At 65.0% G+C, this 17,001-nt stretch carries 22 protein-coding genes; 18 read left to right on the top strand and 4 right to left on the bottom strand.

Annotated elements, in window-relative coordinates; translation table 11 throughout:
• Positions 1-157: 157 nt before the first annotated feature.
• Positions 158-1,063: a DMT family transporter gene (locus ACN0S5_RS14365; protein WP_417209348.1), complete on the bottom strand. Its 906-nt coding sequence runs from the start codon at positions 1,061-1,063 to the stop codon at positions 158-160.
• Positions 1,060-1,941, bottom strand: coding sequence for a LysR family transcriptional regulator (locus ACN0S5_RS14360; protein WP_417209346.1), 882 nt, complete (start codon positions 1,939-1,941; stop codon positions 1,060-1,062). The genes ACN0S5_RS14365 and ACN0S5_RS14360 overlap by 4 nt, the downstream gene beginning before the upstream one ends.
• Before the next feature lie 124 nt (positions 1,942-2,065).
• Here ACN0S5_RS14360 and ACN0S5_RS14355 point away from each other — a divergent pair, with 124 nt between their 5' ends.
• Entirely contained in the window at positions 2,066-2,647 is a 582-nt protein-coding gene (locus tag ACN0S5_RS14355; protein ID WP_417209345.1) for an FMN-dependent NADH-azoreductase, read from the top strand.
• 139 nt (positions 2,648-2,786) lie between these two features.
• Here ACN0S5_RS14355 and ACN0S5_RS14350 read toward each other — a convergent pair whose 3' ends face one another.
• Positions 2,787-3,161, bottom strand: coding sequence for a hypothetical protein (locus ACN0S5_RS14350; RefSeq protein WP_417209343.1), 375 nt, complete (start codon positions 3,159-3,161; stop codon positions 2,787-2,789).
• Between the two features lie 451 nt (positions 3,162-3,612).
• Here ACN0S5_RS14350 and ffh point away from each other — a divergent pair, with 451 nt between their 5' ends.
• The 16 genes from ffh (at position 3,613) to rpmE (ending at position 14,596) form a co-directional block, all read left to right on the top strand.
• Positions 3,613-5,127: a signal recognition particle protein gene (ffh, locus tag ACN0S5_RS14345; protein WP_417209341.1), complete on the top strand. Its 1,515-nt coding sequence runs from the start codon at positions 3,613-3,615 to the stop codon at positions 5,125-5,127.
• 5 nt (positions 5,128-5,132) lie between these two features.
• A complete protein-coding gene (locus tag ACN0S5_RS14340; RefSeq protein WP_417209339.1) occupies positions 5,133-5,651 on the top strand; it encodes a GNAT family N-acetyltransferase in 519 nt (172 codons plus the stop codon).
• Positions 5,648-6,175 (top strand): GNAT family N-acetyltransferase, encoded by a 528-nt coding sequence (locus ACN0S5_RS14335; protein WP_417209337.1) that lies wholly within the window; start codon positions 5,648-5,650, stop codon positions 6,173-6,175. Before ACN0S5_RS14340 ends, ACN0S5_RS14335 begins: the two co-directional genes overlap by 4 nt.
• Positions 6,172-6,678, top strand: coding sequence for a GNAT family N-acetyltransferase (locus ACN0S5_RS14330; RefSeq protein WP_417209335.1), 507 nt, complete (start codon positions 6,172-6,174; stop codon positions 6,676-6,678). The genes ACN0S5_RS14335 and ACN0S5_RS14330 overlap by 4 nt, the downstream gene beginning before the upstream one ends.
• Positions 6,675-7,244, top strand: a complete 570-nt coding sequence (locus ACN0S5_RS14325) for a GNAT family N-acetyltransferase (RefSeq protein ID WP_417209333.1) — start codon at positions 6,675-6,677, stop codon at positions 7,242-7,244. The genes ACN0S5_RS14330 and ACN0S5_RS14325 overlap by 4 nt, the downstream gene beginning before the upstream one ends.
• Positions 7,244-7,846 (top strand): GNAT family N-acetyltransferase, encoded by a 603-nt coding sequence (locus tag ACN0S5_RS14320; RefSeq protein ID WP_417209332.1) that lies wholly within the window; start codon positions 7,244-7,246, stop codon positions 7,844-7,846. The genes ACN0S5_RS14325 and ACN0S5_RS14320 overlap by 1 nt, the downstream gene beginning before the upstream one ends.
• Before the next feature lie 111 nt (positions 7,847-7,957).
• On the top strand, positions 7,958-8,254 hold the full coding sequence (locus tag ACN0S5_RS14315; protein ID WP_417209331.1) for a chorismate mutase: 297 nt from the start codon (positions 7,958-7,960) through the stop codon (positions 8,252-8,254).
• Positions 8,255-8,293: 39 nt separating this feature from the next.
• Positions 8,294-8,668 (top strand): 30S ribosomal protein S16, encoded by a 375-nt coding sequence (gene rpsP / locus ACN0S5_RS14310; protein WP_417209330.1) that lies wholly within the window; start codon positions 8,294-8,296, stop codon positions 8,666-8,668.
• A gap of 160 nt (positions 8,669-8,828) precedes the next feature.
• On the top strand, positions 8,829-8,972 hold the full coding sequence (locus ACN0S5_RS14305) for a hypothetical protein (RefSeq protein WP_417209329.1): 144 nt from the start codon (positions 8,829-8,831) through the stop codon (positions 8,970-8,972).
• Positions 8,969-9,481, top strand: a complete 513-nt coding sequence (gene rimM / locus ACN0S5_RS14300) for a ribosome maturation factor RimM (RefSeq protein ID WP_417209328.1) — start codon at positions 8,969-8,971, stop codon at positions 9,479-9,481. The genes ACN0S5_RS14305 and rimM overlap by 4 nt, the downstream gene beginning before the upstream one ends.
• A 269-nt stretch (positions 9,482-9,750) precedes the next feature.
• Positions 9,751-10,836 carry a hypothetical protein gene (locus tag ACN0S5_RS14295; protein WP_417209326.1) on the top strand — a complete coding sequence of 362 codons (1,086 nt, stop codon included), beginning with the start codon at positions 9,751-9,753 and terminating at the stop codon, positions 10,834-10,836.
• A 62-nt stretch (positions 10,837-10,898) separates the two neighbouring features.
• The gene (gene trmD, locus ACN0S5_RS14290) at positions 10,899-11,702 is read left to right on the top strand and encodes a tRNA (guanosine(37)-N1)-methyltransferase TrmD (RefSeq protein ID WP_417209324.1); all 804 of its coding nucleotides are present in this window, start codon (positions 10,899-10,901) and stop codon (positions 11,700-11,702) included.
• A gap of 32 nt (positions 11,703-11,734) precedes the next feature.
• Positions 11,735-13,165 carry an SH3 domain-containing protein gene (locus ACN0S5_RS14285; protein WP_417209323.1) on the top strand — a complete coding sequence of 477 codons (1,431 nt, stop codon included), beginning with the start codon at positions 11,735-11,737 and terminating at the stop codon, positions 13,163-13,165.
• Between the two features lie 141 nt (positions 13,166-13,306).
• Positions 13,307-13,663, top strand: a complete 357-nt coding sequence (locus ACN0S5_RS14280; protein ID WP_417209322.1) for a hypothetical protein — start codon at positions 13,307-13,309, stop codon at positions 13,661-13,663.
• A 303-nt stretch (positions 13,664-13,966) separates the two neighbouring features.
• Complete coding sequence (gene rplS, locus ACN0S5_RS14275; protein WP_417209321.1) at positions 13,967-14,362, top strand: 50S ribosomal protein L19; 396 nt, start codon at positions 13,967-13,969, stop codon at positions 14,360-14,362.
• Between the two features lie 12 nt (positions 14,363-14,374).
• Positions 14,375-14,596 carry a 50S ribosomal protein L31 gene (gene rpmE, locus ACN0S5_RS14270; protein ID WP_323767270.1) on the top strand — a complete coding sequence of 74 codons (222 nt, stop codon included), beginning with the start codon at positions 14,375-14,377 and terminating at the stop codon, positions 14,594-14,596.
• 75 nt (positions 14,597-14,671) lie between these two features.
• Here the strand turns inward: rpmE and ACN0S5_RS14265 are convergent, their stop codons facing one another.
• Entirely contained in the window at positions 14,672-15,487 is an 816-nt protein-coding gene (locus ACN0S5_RS14265) for a hypothetical protein (protein WP_417209319.1), read from the bottom strand.
• A gap of 159 nt (positions 15,488-15,646) precedes the next feature.
• On the opposite strand from ACN0S5_RS14265, the gene ACN0S5_RS14260 reads away from it, so the two are divergent.
• On the top strand, positions 15,647-16,996 hold the full coding sequence (locus ACN0S5_RS14260; RefSeq protein WP_417209318.1) for an aminotransferase class III-fold pyridoxal phosphate-dependent enzyme: 1,350 nt from the start codon (positions 15,647-15,649) through the stop codon (positions 16,994-16,996).
• Positions 16,997-17,001 lie beyond the last annotated feature (5 nt).

The raw sequence follows: 17,001 nt of genomic DNA, 5'->3' as shown, positions 1-17,001 counted from the left end.
GACCGGGCCGGTCCAGACAGGCGCGGGCCGCCCCGTCCGCGCCCCTCCCCGACAGCCCCGTTTCCTAACAGAAGGTAAAACCGTCCCTGTAAGTCCTTGATTTTTAATACCCGCAAACCTGTCCACGCGTGGACACCCCGACAGGCCGCGCCGCTTTTCAGGTCTTCGACAGCACTGCGGGCTTGTCCTCATCCTTCAGCAGCAAGAGCAGCGAAAACGCCGTCAGCGCCACCCCCGGCAGAATCATCGCCGTCGGCACGCCCCGGCCCAGCGCCAGTTCCCACAGGATCACACAGCTCGGCACGATATAGGTATAGGCCATCACCTTGGCCGCAGGCAGCCGCAGCGTCGCGTAGCGCAGGATCAGAAAGGTCACGCCGGTCGCCGCCAGCGAGACGTAAAGGATGGTCCACCAGACGATGGCGGGCAGCGCCGCCCAGTCCATCGCGATCAGGTCCGGCCCCGCCCAGAGACACAGGATCACCGACCCCGCCGTCAGGATGCCCGCGTTGAAGGCGACCCCCGGTTCGCCCCGGCTGAGCCGCCGCAACATCGGCGCATAAAGCGCATGCGCCACGCAGCCCCAGAAATAGATCGCCTCGCCGCGCCCGACCTCGAACCGCAACAGCGCCGCCAGATCGGCGTCAAAGATCACCCACAGCGCCCCCACGCCGCCCACCACAATCGCCAGCGCCATGCGCGGCGTCGTGATCTGCCGCATCACAAAATACCCAAAGACCGCCGTCAACGCCGGGTTCAGGGTAAACACCGCCGCCATGCTGACCGGCGCTGCCGTCTTCAGCCCCTCGAACATGGTGACAAAGTAGATGGCGAACAGCCCCGCCAGCACGACATACCGCCACGGCGCGGCAAACACCGTGCGGCTGACCTTGCCCGACGCCAGCGCCCACACCCAGAGCACCACCCCGGCGATGACAAAGCGCACCGCGTTCAGGGCCGCCGGGTCGATATGGGGCGCTGCCATTGCGCCGAGCGAAAACGACCCCGACACCAGCATGGCAAAGCCCAGCATCGCAAGGTGGCCGCGGCCCGCCTCTGTCATCGCGCCGATGCCTCGCCGCAGAACTCCTTGAGGTGGCTCAGAAACGCCTGCACCTTGGCGGTGCGGTGCAGATCCACATGTGTCACCAGCCACAGCGGCGACGTCCAGTCCTCACGCGGCGGCATGACCTGCACCAGATCCGGGTGCAGCGACGCCTCGCGCGTGCCCATGAAACCGATGCCCGCCCCACCAATCACCGCCGTCTCGCCGACCCGCACATCGCTGGTGCGGAACACGATACGGTCAAAAGGCACCCGCGCCATCAGCCAGCGCTGAAACGGCGCGCGGCTGTCGGGGTCGTCATGCCCGACAAAATAGTGGTCTTTCATCGCCGCTTCGTCTTCGGGGATGCCGTTGGCCTGCACGTAGTCGCGGTGCGCATACATCGCGATATCCTGCCGCGAAAAGGCCTGCACCACGTTGTCGGGCTCCTGCGGGGCAGGACCAGCGCGCAGCGCCACATGCGCCTCGCCGTATTCCAGCCGAAAGACCCGGTCATCGGTCAGGAACCGCACGATCACGTCCGGATACCGCTCGCGGAAGGTCTTCAACGCGGGCACCACCAGCGGCGCAAAGGCGATGAGCGACGTCACCAACAGGTCGCCCGCCACCTCATTGCCACGGCCTTTGATCCGCCCTTCGAGTTGCTGCAACTGTTCGTCGGTGGTTTTCGCCACCCGCATCAGGTCCGTGCCCGCCTCGGTGGCGGTGTAGCCGCGGGCATGTCGCTGGAACAGCTTGACGCCCAGCCGCCCCTCCAGCGCGTCAATGTGGCGGATCACGGTGGCGTGGTGCACACCCAGCACCTCTGCCGCGCCGCTGACCGTCCCCAGTCGCGCCACCTGAAAGGCCGTGCGGATCTCATCCCAGTTGTCCATCTGACGTCCCTCGCCATTGCTGCGCGAATGCGCACACTGTCTGCGCTTTGTGTGGAATTGCGTTCGATAATGCAATGATCAAATGAGGGCTGTAGCAGACATCTTTCTCACAAGGACCCGACCCATGACCAAGACCGTACTCCGCATTGACGCCTCCGCCCGCACCGAAGGTTCCGTCACCCGCCAACTGGCCGATGCCGTCATCGACCGCATCGCCCCGACGCAGGTTGTCGCACGCGACCTGACCCAGACCGTGCCGCAGATCGACGGCACATGGCTGGCGGCGAACATGACGCCCGCCGACTCCCGCACCGCCGAACAGCGCGCCACGCTGGCGCTGTCGGACACGCTGATCGAAGAGGTCCGCGCCGCCGACACCATCGTGATTGCCACACCGATCTACAACTTTGGCGTGCCCTCCAGCCTGAAGGCGTGGGTGGACATGATCGCGCGCGCTGGCGTCACGTTCAAATACACCGACACCGGCCCGGTTGGCTTGCTCGAAGGCAAGCGGGTGATCTTTACCATCGCCTCGGGCGGCACCGAGGTCGACGGCCCGATCGACTTTGCAACACCCTGGCTGCGGCATGTGATGGGCTTTGTCGGCATCACCGACGTGCAGGTTGTCCGGTCGGATCGCCTGATGGTCGATGCCGAAGCGTCCAAGGCCCGCGCCGATGAGGATCTGGCCAAACTGGCCGCCTGAGCCTGTCAGACTGAACAAGACCGGTTTGCGCGGGGTCTGCCGACCGCGCGCAAACCATCTCGCCAGACCCCCGTAGGGCCGTGCGGGCCGGGTCCGCGCCGAGCAGCATCGGCGCCGGACCGATGGCGCCGCTGGCCGGTCAGCTCGACGCGAATCCCAGCGCGATCTGCCCCAAGAGTCCCTGCACCTCACGATCCCTCGGATCAAGCTCGGCGTAAAGCAGGGCCGATTCCGGATCGCGGAACACGTCCACCGGATAGGGCATCTTGGCCTGCACCGCATCGCGGTACAGCTTGCAGATGCCGTAATTCACCTTGCCGGGTGCAAAGATGGAACTGCGCGCGCGCGGATCGCGGGCCTCGTAATATGAGGTGAGTCGGTTTGCCAGACGCGCCGTTTCGGCAAAGAAGCCCTCCGGAAACCGGCAATCCATGACATCCAGCAGAATGTGCTGCCCACCGTCGAACATCGGGTCTGAGCGATACCGCAGCAGGGTTTCGATGTTCTGATCCACGGTGATATCGCCTCGGAACAGGACCAGCACAATATTTAGATGAGGCAAGACGCGGTATGTGGCAGGCATTGTGGGCGGCGGTCCTTGAGCAGGGCAGGGTTTTTCTGGCTCTCTGGCACAGACGGGGCTGGCGGGGCAACTGCGGCATGGGGGCATCGCCCCGGTGCACAACCCTAGCCGCGACATGGCTAACAGACCCTTACCGCCCGCAGACTTGACTCGGCGCGCGCCTTCGCCTATCCGACCCGGACTCCCGGAAGCCTTTGCAGTCTTCCGGTCCCTTGGGCTATGCCCGGGATCGCCCTCCGTCAGCGCGTTGCGCCCACGGGGGCGCACCCGTTTGGCAAAAGCCCGTGGGGGATTTCGCGCATTGTCCATCCGCGATTGAGTCACCGGGTGAGGCCCCCTACCTTTCAGGGGCACAGATAGAAGAGAAGGAGGGCCTGCCCTCATGTTCGAAAATCTCTCAGAACGCCTTGGTGGCGTCTTTGACCGGCTGACCAAGCAGGGCGCCCTGTCCGAGGATGACGTCCGCACCGCCCTGCGCGAGGTTCGCGTGGCGCTGCTGGAGGCGGACGTCTCGCTGCCCGTGGCGCGCAACTTTATCAAGGCGGTCGAGAAAAAGGCCACCGGGGCCGCCGTCACGAAATCCGTCACCCCCGGCCAGCAGGTCGTCAAGATCGTCCACGATGAACTGATCGCCGTGCTGGCGGGCGAAGACGGCGACCCCGGCAAGCTGCGCATCGACAACCCGCCCGCGCCGATCCTGATGGTCGGCCTTCAGGGCGGCGGCAAGACAACCACCACCGCCAAGCTGGCCAAACGGCTGAAAGAGCGCGACGGCAAGAAGGTCCTGATGGCCTCGCTGGACGTCAACCGCCCCGCCGCGATGGAACAGTTGCAGATCCTCGGCACCCAGATCGGTGTCGACACCCTGCCTATCGTCAAGGGCGAAGACCCCGTTGCCATCGCCAAGCGCGCCAAGACGCAGGCCGGTCTGGGCGGCTATGACGTCTACATGCTGGACACCGCCGGTCGTCTGTCCATCGACGAAGAACTGATGGCTCAGGTCGAGGCGGTGCGCGATGTCGCCAACCCGCGCGAAACGCTGCTGGTGGTCGACGGCCTGACCGGTCAGGACGCCGTGCACACGGCAGAGAACTTCGACACCCGCATCGGCATCACCGGCGTCGTCCTGACCCGGATGGACGGCGACGGGCGCGGCGGTGCCGCCCTGTCGATGCGCGCCGTCACCGGCAAGCCGATCAGATACGTCGGCCTTGGCGAAAAGATGGACGCGCTGGAGACGTTCGAGCCCGAGCGTGTCGCGGGCCGCATCCTTGGCATGGGCGACATTGTCGCGCTGGTGGAAAAGGCGCAGCAGACGCTGGAGGCCGAACAGGCCGAGCGCATGATGAAGCGTTTCCAGAAAGGTCAGTTCAACATGAACGACCTCAAGATGCAGCTGGAACAGATGATCAAGATGGGCGGCATGGAGGGCATGATGTCGATGATGCCCGGCATGGGCAAACTGTCGAAACAGGCGGCTGAGGCCGGGATGGACGACAAGGTGCTGAAGCAGCAGATCGCCCTGATCCAGTCGATGACCAAGAAAGAGCGCGCCAACCCGCAGATCCTGCAAGCCAGCCGCAAGAAGCGCATCGCCAAGGGCGCGGGCATGGATGTGTCCGACCTCAACAAGCTGCTCAAGATGCAGCGCCAGATGTCCGACATGATGAAGAAGATGGGCAAGATGGGCAAAGGCGGGATGCTGAAACAGGCCATGAAGGGCATGTTCGGCGGCAAGGGCGGCATGCCCCCCGGCATGGACCCCTCCCAGATGGACCCCGCCGCGATGCAGGCGGCGGCCAAACAACTGGGCGCCAAGTTGCCCGGCGGCCTGCCCGGCATGGGCGGCGGCGCGGCACTGCCCCCCGGCCTGTCGGGCCTTGGCAAGAAAAAGTAATCTCGATGCCGGCCCCGACACTCCACACCCCGCGCGCCACGCTGCGCCCGCATGTCCTGTCGGACATGGACGGGTTCGAGGCGTTTTATGCCTCGACGCGGGCCAGCTTTATGGACGCCCCCAAGTCCCGGACCCACCTGTGGTACGGCCTGTCCTCCGAGGTGGGCAGTTGGGATCTGATGGGCTTTGGCGCATGGGCCATCGACGTCGACGGCGATCTCGCCGGTCAGGTCGCCATCACCCACCCCCCGCATTTCCCCGAGCGTGAACTGGGCTGGATCCTCTTCGACGGCTTCGAAGGCCGCGGCTACGCCTTTGAGGCCGCCACTGTCGCGCTGCATTGGGCGTGGGAGCAGGGCATGCCGACGCTGGTGTCCTATATCGACCACCGCAACACCCGGTCCATCGCGCTGGCGCGGCGACTGGGGGCCGAACTGGACCCGCAGGCCGCAACCTATGACGACGTCGACGTGGTCTACCGGCACAGCCCCGACACCGACGGCGGACCGGAGGCCTACGCATGAGCCTGACCAACGCCCCCCGCATCGAAACCGATCGTCTGATCCTGCGCGGCCCTGAAAAGGCGGACGCCGAGGCGGTCATCGCCTTCCTGCGCGATCCCCAGCGGTCTGACGGCTTTGGCCACATCCCGCTGCGCGGCGACGCATGGCGCTGGTTCGCCCTGAACGTCGGCCACTGGCACTGGCACGGCTATGGCTATTTCGTGATCGAATTGAAGGCCACCGGTCAGGCCGCCGGGATCTGCGGCCTCTGGTTCCCGGAAACATGGCCCGAACCGGAACTGGGCTGGGTGGTTTTTGACGGCTTTGAGGGCAAGGGCATCGCCCGCGAGGCGGCGGAACGCGCCCGCGCATGGGCCTATGACGATCTGGGCATGACCACGCTGACCTCGAACATCGTGCCGGGCAACACCCGCTCCGCCGCCTTGGCCCAGCGCCTTGGCGCGCAGTACGAACGCACCTACCACAATGAGAACATGGGGGAGGACGAACTCTGGCGCCATCCGGGACCGGAGGCGCTGGCATGATCCCCCAGATCACCCTGACCACCGACCGCCTGACCCTGCGCACCCCGCTGGAAGAGGATTTCGCACCGGTCGCCGCCTTCATGGCCTCGCCGCGGGCGCGCTTTGTCGGCGGTCCGGTGCAGGATGAGTTCGCACAGTGGCGCGGCTTTCTGTCCGGCTTCGGCCATTGGGCCTTGCGCGGCTACGGGTTCTTCATGGTGCTGCACGACGGTCAAAAGGTCGGGCGCGTCGGCGTGGTCAATCATGTCATGTGGGACGAACCGGAACTGGGCTGGCACATTTTCGACGGCTTCGAGGGCAACGGCTACGCCACAGAGGCATCGGCCTGCGTGCGGGACTGGGCCGGGGCAGAGCGCGGACTTGGCCCGCTCATTTCCTATGTGCACCCCGAAAACGTCGCGTCGCGCCGGGTTGCCGAACGGCTTGGCGCCACGCATGAGCGCGACCGCGACTTGCTGGGCCATCCGGCGCAGGTCTGGCGCCACATCCGGGGGCCCGCATGACCGCGCCCTGCGAACAACACACCCCCGGCCCCGGTGCCCGCGCCGCCGCCCGTCTGGGTGGCCGGCTGCCGGTGCTGGACACGCGGCGGCTGCAACTGCGCGGCCCGCGCATCTACGACTTTGACGCCTACGCCGGTATCCTCTGCTCGGACCGCGCCGTTCATATGGGCGGACCTTTCAGCCGTGACGCCGCCTGGGCGGACTTCACCAACTACACCGCCTGCTGGCTGCTGCACGGCTTTGGCCTCTGGACCATCGACGCCAGCACCACGCCGTCAGCCGGGTTTGCGCTGCTGGGGTTCGAATACGAAGACCCGGAACCGGAAATGGGCATTTTTCTCACCGCAGAGATCGAGGGCGAAGGCTATGCCTTCGAGGCGCTCGAAGCTGTGCGCGCCCATGCCTTCGACGTTCTGGGCTGGGACAGCGTCGTGTCTTATGTCGCGCCGGAAAACGCCCGCTGCATCGCGCTGATGGCCCGGCTCGGGGCCCGCCGCGACGCCTATGCCGAGGCGGAACTGACCGACGGCACCCATGTCTACCGTCACCTCAGAGGGGCCGACTGATGGGCCACCGTGACATTCCCGTGCTCGAAACGAAACGGCTGGTGCTGCGCAGCCCCAAGCCTGAGGATTATCCCGACTTCAAGGCCACCTTTGCCTCGTACCGGTCGCGGTTCATGGGCGGGCCGCTGAACGCCTATGAGACATGGATGCTCTACGCCGCCGAGATCGGCCATTGGGAAATCCGCGGCTTTGGCATGTGGATGGTGCACCTGCGTGAAACCGGCGAGACCGTGGGCATGGCCGGTGGCTGGTTCCCGGCCAAATGGCCGGAGCGGGAAATCGCGTGGATCATCTGGCCGGACAAGGCGGGCAAGGGCTATGCGCTGGAGGCCACCGACCGGGTGCGCCGCCATCTGTATCGCGATTGCGGCTGGACAACGGCGGTCAGCTACATCGACCCCAAGAACCTCGATTCCATCCGCCTGGCAGAGCGGCTTGGCTGCACCAAGGACCACGACGCGCCGACCATCGACGGCAGCGACGCGGTCTACCGCCACCCCGCGCCGGATCATCTGGGCGGGCAGGTGGGCCATGGCGTCGCCATGGAAATCGCTCACTATCAGGATCCCCTGTTCAAACCGAAAGGCTGGGCCATTGACTGACACCCTTTCCCGCGCCGCCGCTGCCTGCGGTCCGCGCATCTTGTGCGCATCGGTTGTGCATGGGTTGTGCATGGCCTGTGCATGGCCCAATTCGACCAAAAGGACCGCCCGATGAACGACGCCGTTTCCCTTGCCGCCGACCTGCTCAAGGAACACCGCGAGTCCATCGACAGGCTCGACGCGATCCTTGTTTTCACGCTCGCAGAGCGGTTCAAACACACGCAGGCCGTGGGCGTCCTCAAGGCGCGGCACGACCTCCCCCCATCCGACCCCGCGCGCGAAGACACACAGATCGCGCGGCTCCAGGATCTGGCGCTCCAGGCCGATCTCGACCCGGAATTTGCCAAGAAATTCCTGAACTTCGTCATTCAGGAAGTCATCCAGCACCACAAGCAACACCAATCCTGACGGACCTTCCGTCACACACGCCATCCAAGGAGAAAACCAATGGCAGTCAAAATTCGTCTCGCCCGTGGCGGCTCGAAAAAGCGTCCCTTCTACCGTATCGTGGCAGCGGACAGCCGCATGCCCCGCGACGGCCGCTTTATCGAAAAGCTCGGCACCTATAACCCGCTCCTCGCCAAGGACAGCGAAGACCGCGTCAAGATGGACGTCGAGCGCATCCAATACTGGCTGGGTCAAGGCGCACAGGTAACCGACCGCGTGTCGCGTTTCCTCGAAGCTGCCGAGATCATTGAGAAAAAAGAGCGCAGCAACCCCAAGAAAGGCGCACCGGGCAAGAAGGCTCAGGACCGCGCAGAAGAGAAGGCCGCCAAGGCCGCAGCGGCTGCCGAAGCGGCCGCAGAGCCCGCCGCCGACTGATCGCGGCGCGGGGACTCCGGCGGATGCCTCCCTCGGTCATGGGGTCTTTCCAGCGGAAAGATCCCCAGCCGTCCCATGGCCCTGCCGGGCCCCGGTGGACGGGTTGGCGGGCGGGCGATGTGCGACAGCACGAGTCCCGTCCCGCCGACCCGGCGGTGCCATGTTCCGCCTGATCCGCCTTGTCATCCTTCTGGCCGTGGCATTCACCGCAGGCTTTCTGTATTCGGAGATCACGTGGCATGATCGCTGCGAAATCCGGGGAGGCGAGGCACGCGGTGGCGTCTGTTTCGACATATCACAATGACTGATACGATCTGCGTCGGCGCCATTGCGGGCGCTTTCGGTGTCCATGGCGAAGTGCGTCTCAAGAGCTTTACCGCCGATCCCTACGCGGTCGAGGATTATACCCCGCTGACCACCGAAGACGGCTCTCGCAGCTTCGAGATCCAGATCCTGCGCGAGATCAAGAACGGTTTCGCCGCCGAGGTGTCGGGCGTGACCACCAAGGAACAGGCGGACGCCCTGCGCGGCACCCGCCTCTTTGCCCCCCGCGACCGCCTGCCCAACCTGCCGGATGACGAATATTACCACGCCGATCTGATCGGCCTTGCGGTGTTCGATACCGGTGGCGCGGCGCTGGGCACGGTCAACGCGGTCCACAATCACGGCGCCACCGACCTGCTGGAGCTTCAGGTGCCCGGCCTGTCCCGCACCGTGCTGCTGCCCTTTACCTTGGCCGTCGTGCCCACGGTCGACCTGACCGCGGGCCGCATTGTCGCCGACCCGCCCGAGGGACTGTTCGACGAGACGTAGGCGTATCGCTACCGCCAGAATTGTGTCAGCCGCAAGGCCTTGCAATCATAGGGATTGACGCGAATCTGCCCGGATTTCGCCGCCCCGATGCACGGATGCTCAGGCCCGCTTCACCGACTTGACCGTCTCGGGCAACAGCCACCCCGCAACCCCCGCACTGTCCACCACCCGGAAACCTCTACAGGGAAATTGGCACCTTTCAGACCACTTTGCGGCCATAATTTTTGTCTAATTTTAGCCGCAATCGAATTGGTTTTGAGGGGGATTACATGGACGTTTTGGTCTATCGCCTTGTCCTTGCGGCAGTGGCTCTTGGTCCCGCCGCCATTCTGGTGGTTGTGCCGATTTCCTCGGCCATCTTGCCCGTGGGTATGGTCATCGGAAGCGCCGGCAGCGTCTTTGCGCTGATGACCTCGTTGCGTGGGGACCGGCCCCACCGCCATGGTCCCGCGCTCTTGCGGCGGGCCGCCTTGCGCCGCCCCGGATCGGATCTGCCGCCGCTTGGCGCGCAACGGCTGGCGATTGCCGAGTCGCTGGTCGCGGCGGTCGACCTGCGGGCCGAACCCGATTCCCCCCCGACCCGCGCCATCGCCGTCGCCCGCATCCTGTCGCGCCTTCTGGACAGTTGGAACATGACCGACATCGCGTCATTGCCAAGGGACCTGACCCTTGCCCTCACGCTGCTGGAGCGGTGCCTGAACGCCGAGCCCGGTGAGGCGGGGCGGATCGCCCAGATGTTTCAGCGTCCCGACGTGGTGCTCGGCCTGCGTCAGGAAATCGACGCCATTGCCCAAACCCGCGCCACATACGACCGCGCCTTCGCCGCCTTTCAGGCGACGCGGGTGGTGCAGGCCGCCGACCCGGTGCCCCGCAATCTTGTCGAAGCCTTGCAAAGCCTGAACACGCCTGACGTTGATCTGTGGCATCGCATCATGACCGACCACGACCCGGCGGACCCGGCCCAGCGGGACGCCGCGCTGTGGTGCGCCGCGCAGCCCGATTGCGACAAGGCAAGCGTGGCCGTCTTCCTGTCGCGCCTTGCCGATGGTGCACAGCTTCAGAACGCGTATATCGACGGCGACTCGGCGTTCCTTGATCGGGTCCGCCGGATCATCGCCAATTGCAACGCGGGCGTTTACCGGCACCACGGGCTTGCTTTTGTCCCCGCCCCGGACGCGGCCCGGCGGCTGACTGTCGAACTGGATGCGCTGGCCAGCCTCAGCGACACCGCCCGCTGGCCCGATCCGCAATGTGTGTTCACGGTGCTGGAGGGCCACAAGCCCCGCCCGCGCCCGGCCTGGGATCTTGCCAAGGGGCACCCCGTCGCGGCCCCCAACCGCTCTGACTATCTCTGACGCCGTCTGCTTGCCCCCCGCCCTTGCCTCGCGGTAACAGGGGCGGAACAGCAGGACTTCGCATGTCAGACAAGACACCTCCCAGCCGGTCACACGGCCGCAAGACCATCCGCCCCACGCTGCAACCGCGCGATCTGATGGATCAGGATCCGGAACTGGCGCGCGCCTTTCGGGCGCAGATCATCACGCTTTTCCCTGAGGCGTTTCCCGGCACGCTAGGCCTGTCGCTGACCGGCAAGGCACTGAAGGAAGGCAAATGGCAGCTGAATACCGTGCCGCTGCGCACCTTTGGTGAGGGCAAGCACAGGAACGTCGACGACACCCCTGCCGGTGGCGGGGCGGGCATGGTCCTGCGCCCCGACGTCATGGCAGCCGCCATCGCCACCGCCCGCGCCAGTCAGCGCGCGGGCGCGCCGCTGATCTACCTGTCCCCGCGCGGGCGCCCGTTCACGCAGGACATGGCGCGCGATCTGGCCACCCGGCCCGGTGTCACGCTGATCTGCGGGCGCTTCGAAGGGCTGGACCAGCGCGTGATCGATCATTTCGGCATCGCCGAGGTGTCGATCGGGGACTATGTCCTGACCGGCGGCGAACTGGCCGCGCAGGTCCTGCTGGACTCGGTGGTGCGGCTGTTGCCCGGCGTGCTCGGGAATGCGGACTCGACCGAAGAGGAAAGCTTTTCCGACGGTCTGCTGGAGCATCCGCAATACACCCGTCCCGCCGAATGGCAGGGCCTGCCGATCCCGCCGGTCCTGATGTCTGGCAATCATGGCGCGGTGGCCGACTGGCGCCGCGACCAGAGTGAGGCGCTGACGCGCGAGCGGCGCCCCGATCTTTGGCAGGCGTACAAGGACCGCAAGGACTGACCCCGCATTTCCGACAAGAAGGATTTTCCCGAATGGCCATTCTCAGAAAGTTGCTGTGTGCGCTGACCCTCTGTTTGCCAGTCTGTTTGCCAGTCGCCGCCGCCGCGATGGACGCCGAAAAACGCCCCGACCTGATCCCGCGCCTGATGCAGTTGAAGTCGATCTATTCGGGCAACTGGGGACCGGACAGATTAAACGAGGGCATTCGCGACGCGACAGTTTTTCACCTTTCGGGGCGGATCAATCCCGGCGACACCGACCGCATCCGCGCGGCGCTGGAAACCACATGGGGCAAGCTGATCGTGATCGACAGCCCCGGCGGCAGTTTTGTCGAGGGCATCGCCCTTGGGCACTACCTCAAAGGCATTCTCGAAAGTCAGGACCCGGATCTCTACGGCATATTCGTGCTGCGCGACGCACCGTGCCTGTCCGCCTGCGCGCTGGCGGTGGCGCTGGCGACCTCGACCCGCGACATCGCCTATGGCGACGACGCCCGCTTTATCGAACATGGCGCAGAACTAGGCTTTCACATGGGGCTGTTGCCAGAGGCGCAGGCCACGCAGGCCGTCGAGGCGCGGCAGATGATGAACGTCACCTACGACATCGTGCAGGCGTATACCTCGTTGATCATGGGCGGCGTCGCCCCGCCGATCCTGCTGTCCGAGGCGCTGGAGCATCGCGACGCCAACAGTTTCTTCTACCTGCGCGGCGGTATCCGCACCCATGCCATGCGCCTGACCCCGGTGGGCCCGCCGATCCTGTCGCGCCCGATCCACAAGTCGGCACTGATGATGGATACGGTGGCCGGGCTGTGCCGCACCGCCTTTGTGGCCGCGCCGGACATCCGGCGGTCCTTTGTCGATTATGAATTCGGCTACATTGACGGCATCACTCCGGACCCGGCCAAAACCAGCCTGGAGGACATGACCGCCCTGCTGGGCAGCCGCCGCATCGCGGGCAGCCTGAACGGGGCCGCGCATTGCGTGGTGGAATTGTTCGATGACGGCACCATCGGGCTCGACATGCGGGCAGGGTCGCCGCCCTGTCAGGCCGATGGGCGGCAGTTCTGCGCCGTGCCGGTGGACAGGTTCCGGCCGCCCGCCGCGCCGGTGGCGCTGCTGGCCGACACCTATGGCTGCCATTCCGGCAGCCTGACCAAGCAGGGGCAGTTCTGGTCCGGCGATCTGAACGGGGCCTCCGACTATGTCGATGACAACGACCTGACCCAAACCGCTGTCCGCGAAGTCAACATGCGGGCGCAACCCTCGTTGAATGCCGCCATTGCCGGGCGGCTCCGCGCCGAGCAAAAGATCGAGATCAGCGACTGCCGCATCGTCGACGACGTTCAGGGCGTCTGGATGCAGGTGCGCGCGGACGGTCAGACAGGATGGGTCAGCGCGCGCTTTCTGTCCTCATATTTTTGGTCCGACATGCGCCCGCGGGTCGACGGCCCCGCCCGCTGACGCCGGGGCGGGACACGGCCACAGGCCGCCTCTGCCGGGCGCGGCCTGTGGCGCGTTGCGGGTCTGGCCCGCCGTGCGGCGCGCTATACACGGGTGTCCCCGTGTGCAACGCTTGCCCACCTCAAACGGAGCAAAAGCGTCATGAAGCCGATCCTTCCCCTTTGCCTTGCGGTCCTGATGACCGCCACCCCTGCCCTCGCGTGGGAGCGCGCCACTCAGGGCAGTTATGTGACATGGACCTTTCAGGGGCATGAAATCGTTTCATATTCTGTCACAGAGCCGGCCTTCGACGAAGACCCCGAGGTCCTGAATGTCTCTTTGTCAGACCCTCAATCCGGGTCCGTCATCGTTATGATCGAGGCAGATCTGGGCGTTGGGGACTGCCTCCGAAAACTCGGGTCTGCTATGGGCAATACCCGGACAAACGTGACGCTTGTGGCCAATCTGAACGCCACCACGCTGAACGGCGTCACGCTGGATGCGTGTTCGACCCACTAAAGGCGCGCCGTCTTGCGAACGGTCCACCGCCGCGTGGGCGGGCAAGGCGGGGCCAGAGCCAATGGATACAGGCGAATGACGGCTGATCCGCCCCCGTCTTTGCCCTTGATTTGCGGCGCGCCCACCCGTACACACGCGCATCTTTCGGTGCCGGGGCGACTCGGTGCCGATTGAGTTTGTGGGACCGTTCACGGGACCATCTAAGAACAAACAAAAGCTGGCGCATCTCTTTTCCCGGTTGGGAGGAAAGCAATCGCCAGACATCTCCGCGGGAAAACCGCGACGCACATAGGAGAAGGTCAGATGAACCTGATCGCACAGCTCGAGGCCGAACAGATCGCCTCGCTCGGGAAGACCATTCCCGATTTCAAACCCGGCGACACCGTTCGCGTGGGTTACAAAGTGACCGAAGGCACCCGCACACGGGTCCAGATGTACGAAGGCGTCTGCATCAGCCGCAAGAACGGCAAGGGCATCGCTGCCTCGTTCACGGTCCGCAAGATTTCCTTCGGTGAAGGCGTGGAACGTGTGTTCCCGCTGTTCTCGACCAACATCGAAAGCATCGAAGTCGTCCGTCGTGGCCGCGTCCGCCGCGCCAAGATGTACTACCTGCGCGCGCGCCGTGGCAAATCGGCCCGGATCGCAGAGGACACAACCTACAAGGCGCTCAAGACCAAGACCGCCGGCGCAGACGCGTAAGGAACCCGTGACATGAAAAAGAACCTGCACCCCGAATACCACATCATCAACGTCAAGATGACCGACGGGACCGAATACCAGACACGTTCGACCTGGGGCAAGGAAGGCGACACGCTCGTCCTCGACATCGACCCCACGGTGCACCCGGCATGGACCGGCGGCACCGGTCGCATCCTTGACCAAGGTGGCCGCGTTTCGAAGTTCAAGAAAAAATACGAAGGCCTGGGTTTCTGATCCAACGCCTTTCGGTATCGAAACGCCGCCCCTCGGGGCGGCGTTTTTCGTTTGCGCTGCCGGTTTCGTGCCAGATCAGCGACAGGTCGCGCGCGGCGCGTCCAGCATCCCGAAAAGTGCCGCGTCACTGACCTCAGGCTGCGCCACCACCCCCCGGTTGCCCTTGCTGAAGGCGCGCAGGGCGCGACGACTTTTCGGCCCCCATTTTCCGTTGGGCGTGTCGTTCAGACAGCCCCGCGCCACCAGTTCCGCCTGAAGGCTGTAGTGCCGGACCATCTCCTGCAAGGCCCCCGCTTCTTTCAGGATATGCGTGCCGGGGCAGGAGGTGGCGGCGTGGTGTTTGTGTGGCTGGATCTGCGCGGTCGGCACCCGGTAGGCGCGCTGCGCCTCTGACATGACCCGCACATAGGCCAGCCGCCCCGCCGGGGTCAGGGTTTCGTAGTTGAAATCGCCCAGCGCCATCACCGCGAAATGCCCGTCGAAATCCGCCAGTTTGCGCGATCCGATCTCTGTCGACCGGGTCGAGGGTTTCAGCGACACGGGCCGCCCCTTGGCGATATTGCCCGCCTTGTCGACCGCGTAGTGATAGGCAAACATCCCCAGCCCCGCCTCGCCGGCGTGATAGGCATGAATGTTGCGGACCCGCTGGTCGATGGTCTGCCGGTCGCGCGCGGCACTGGCCCGGCGGAACAGATCGGCATCCGCCCCGGCAAAGCCTTCGTGATGAAAGGTGATATGCGTGATCCGGTCCTGCGCAAACCCGCGCAATGCGGACTGATCCACGCCTTTGAATGGCACGACGATCTCTCCGGGGACAGAGAGCGGCGCGGGCTCGGCCAGTGCCGCGGCCGACCCTGCCAGCACCGAGAGAAACGCAAGAACAAGGCGCATGAGGTCACTCCTGAAAGCCTGTGCAGGGCGACCCTAACACGGCACCTGTTCATTCGCCCAAACCGTTTGCCATCCGGTTCGCGCCATTTCCCCGCCGCCCTCTGGACAGCCCCCGCCTGCCCTGCCAGATTTGATCAAAATTCTCAGCGGAGTCGCGCCATGAAGGACGAGAACTTTCTCAAGGAAAACAATGCCCGTCAGCTATGGCACCCGATGGGACATCCCGGCGATGCGCAGGTCACCCCGCCCAAGATCATCAAGGGCGCGGCAGGCAGCACCATCACCGATATCGACGGCCACAGTGCGGTGGACGCGGTGGGCGGGCTCTGGTGTGTCAACCTTGGCTATTCCAACGACAAAGTTAAGCAGGCCATCGCGGATCAGCTGTTTGAACTGCCGTATTACTCGGCCTTTGCGGGCACCTCGAACCCGCCCGCGATTGAAGCGGCCTACAAGGTGCAGGAGTTCTTTGCCCCCGACGGGATCGAACGGGTGTTTTTCACCTCCGGCGGGTCGGATTCGGTTGAAACCTGCCTGCGGCTGTCGCGGCAATATCACCGGCTACGGGGCGAACCGACGCGCACCAAGTTCCTCAGCCTGAAAAAGGGCTATCACGGCACCCATTTCGGCGGCGCATCGGTCAACGGCAACAATCGCTTTCGCATTGGCTATGAGCCGCTGTTGCCCGGCTGTTTCCATCTGCCCGCGCCTTACACCTATCGCAACCCGTTCAATGAGACGGACCCCGCGCGGCTGGCGCAACTCATCGCCCAGTCGATGGAGGACGAGATCCAGTTTCAGGGCGCAAACACCATCGCCGCCTTCATCATGGAGCCGATACAGGGTGCGGGCGGCGTGATCGTGCCGGATGCCAGCTTTATGCCGCTGATGCGTGAGATCTGCGACCGTCACGGTATCCTGATGATCTCGGACGAGGTCATCACCGGTTTTGGCCGCACCGGCGACTGGTCGGGCGCGCGGCATTGGGGCGTCAAGCCGGACATGATGTGCACCGCCAAGGGCATCACCTCGGGGTATTTCCCTGTTGGGGCCGCGCTGATTTCCGGCAAGGTGGCGGAGGTGTTCGAGACCTCCGGCGCGGAGGGGGCCATTTACCACGGCTACACCTATTCCGCGCATCCGGTGGGCGCGGCGGCGGTCATCGCCTGCCTTGAAGAGACCCTGCGGCTCGATACGAAAACCAATGCCGCCGCGCGGGGCACGCAACTGCATGAAGGCGTTTTGAAACTGGCCGAGACACACGACATCGTCGGCGATGTGCGCGGCGGGCACGGGCTGATGACCGGGATCGAGATTGTCAGCGACCGGACCGCCAAGACGCCGATGGACAACGACACCATGAAGCGCATTCACCAGACCGCCTATGAGGCCGGCGCGATGGTCCGCCTTGGCGCGCACAACATCCTGATGTCCCCGCCGCTGACCATCACCGCAGAAGAGATCGACACCATCCTGAGCGCGCTGGACAAGGGGTTTGCGGCGGCCTGATCACG

Origin of the sequence: Antarctobacter sp., assembly GCF_048262615.1 — a bacterium.
In the GTDB taxonomy this organism is placed as follows: domain Bacteria; phylum Pseudomonadota; class Alphaproteobacteria; order Rhodobacterales; family Rhodobacteraceae; genus Antarctobacter.
The sequence above is the reverse complement of the archived record's forward strand: the minus strand, read 5'-3'. Positions and strand labels throughout refer to the sequence as shown.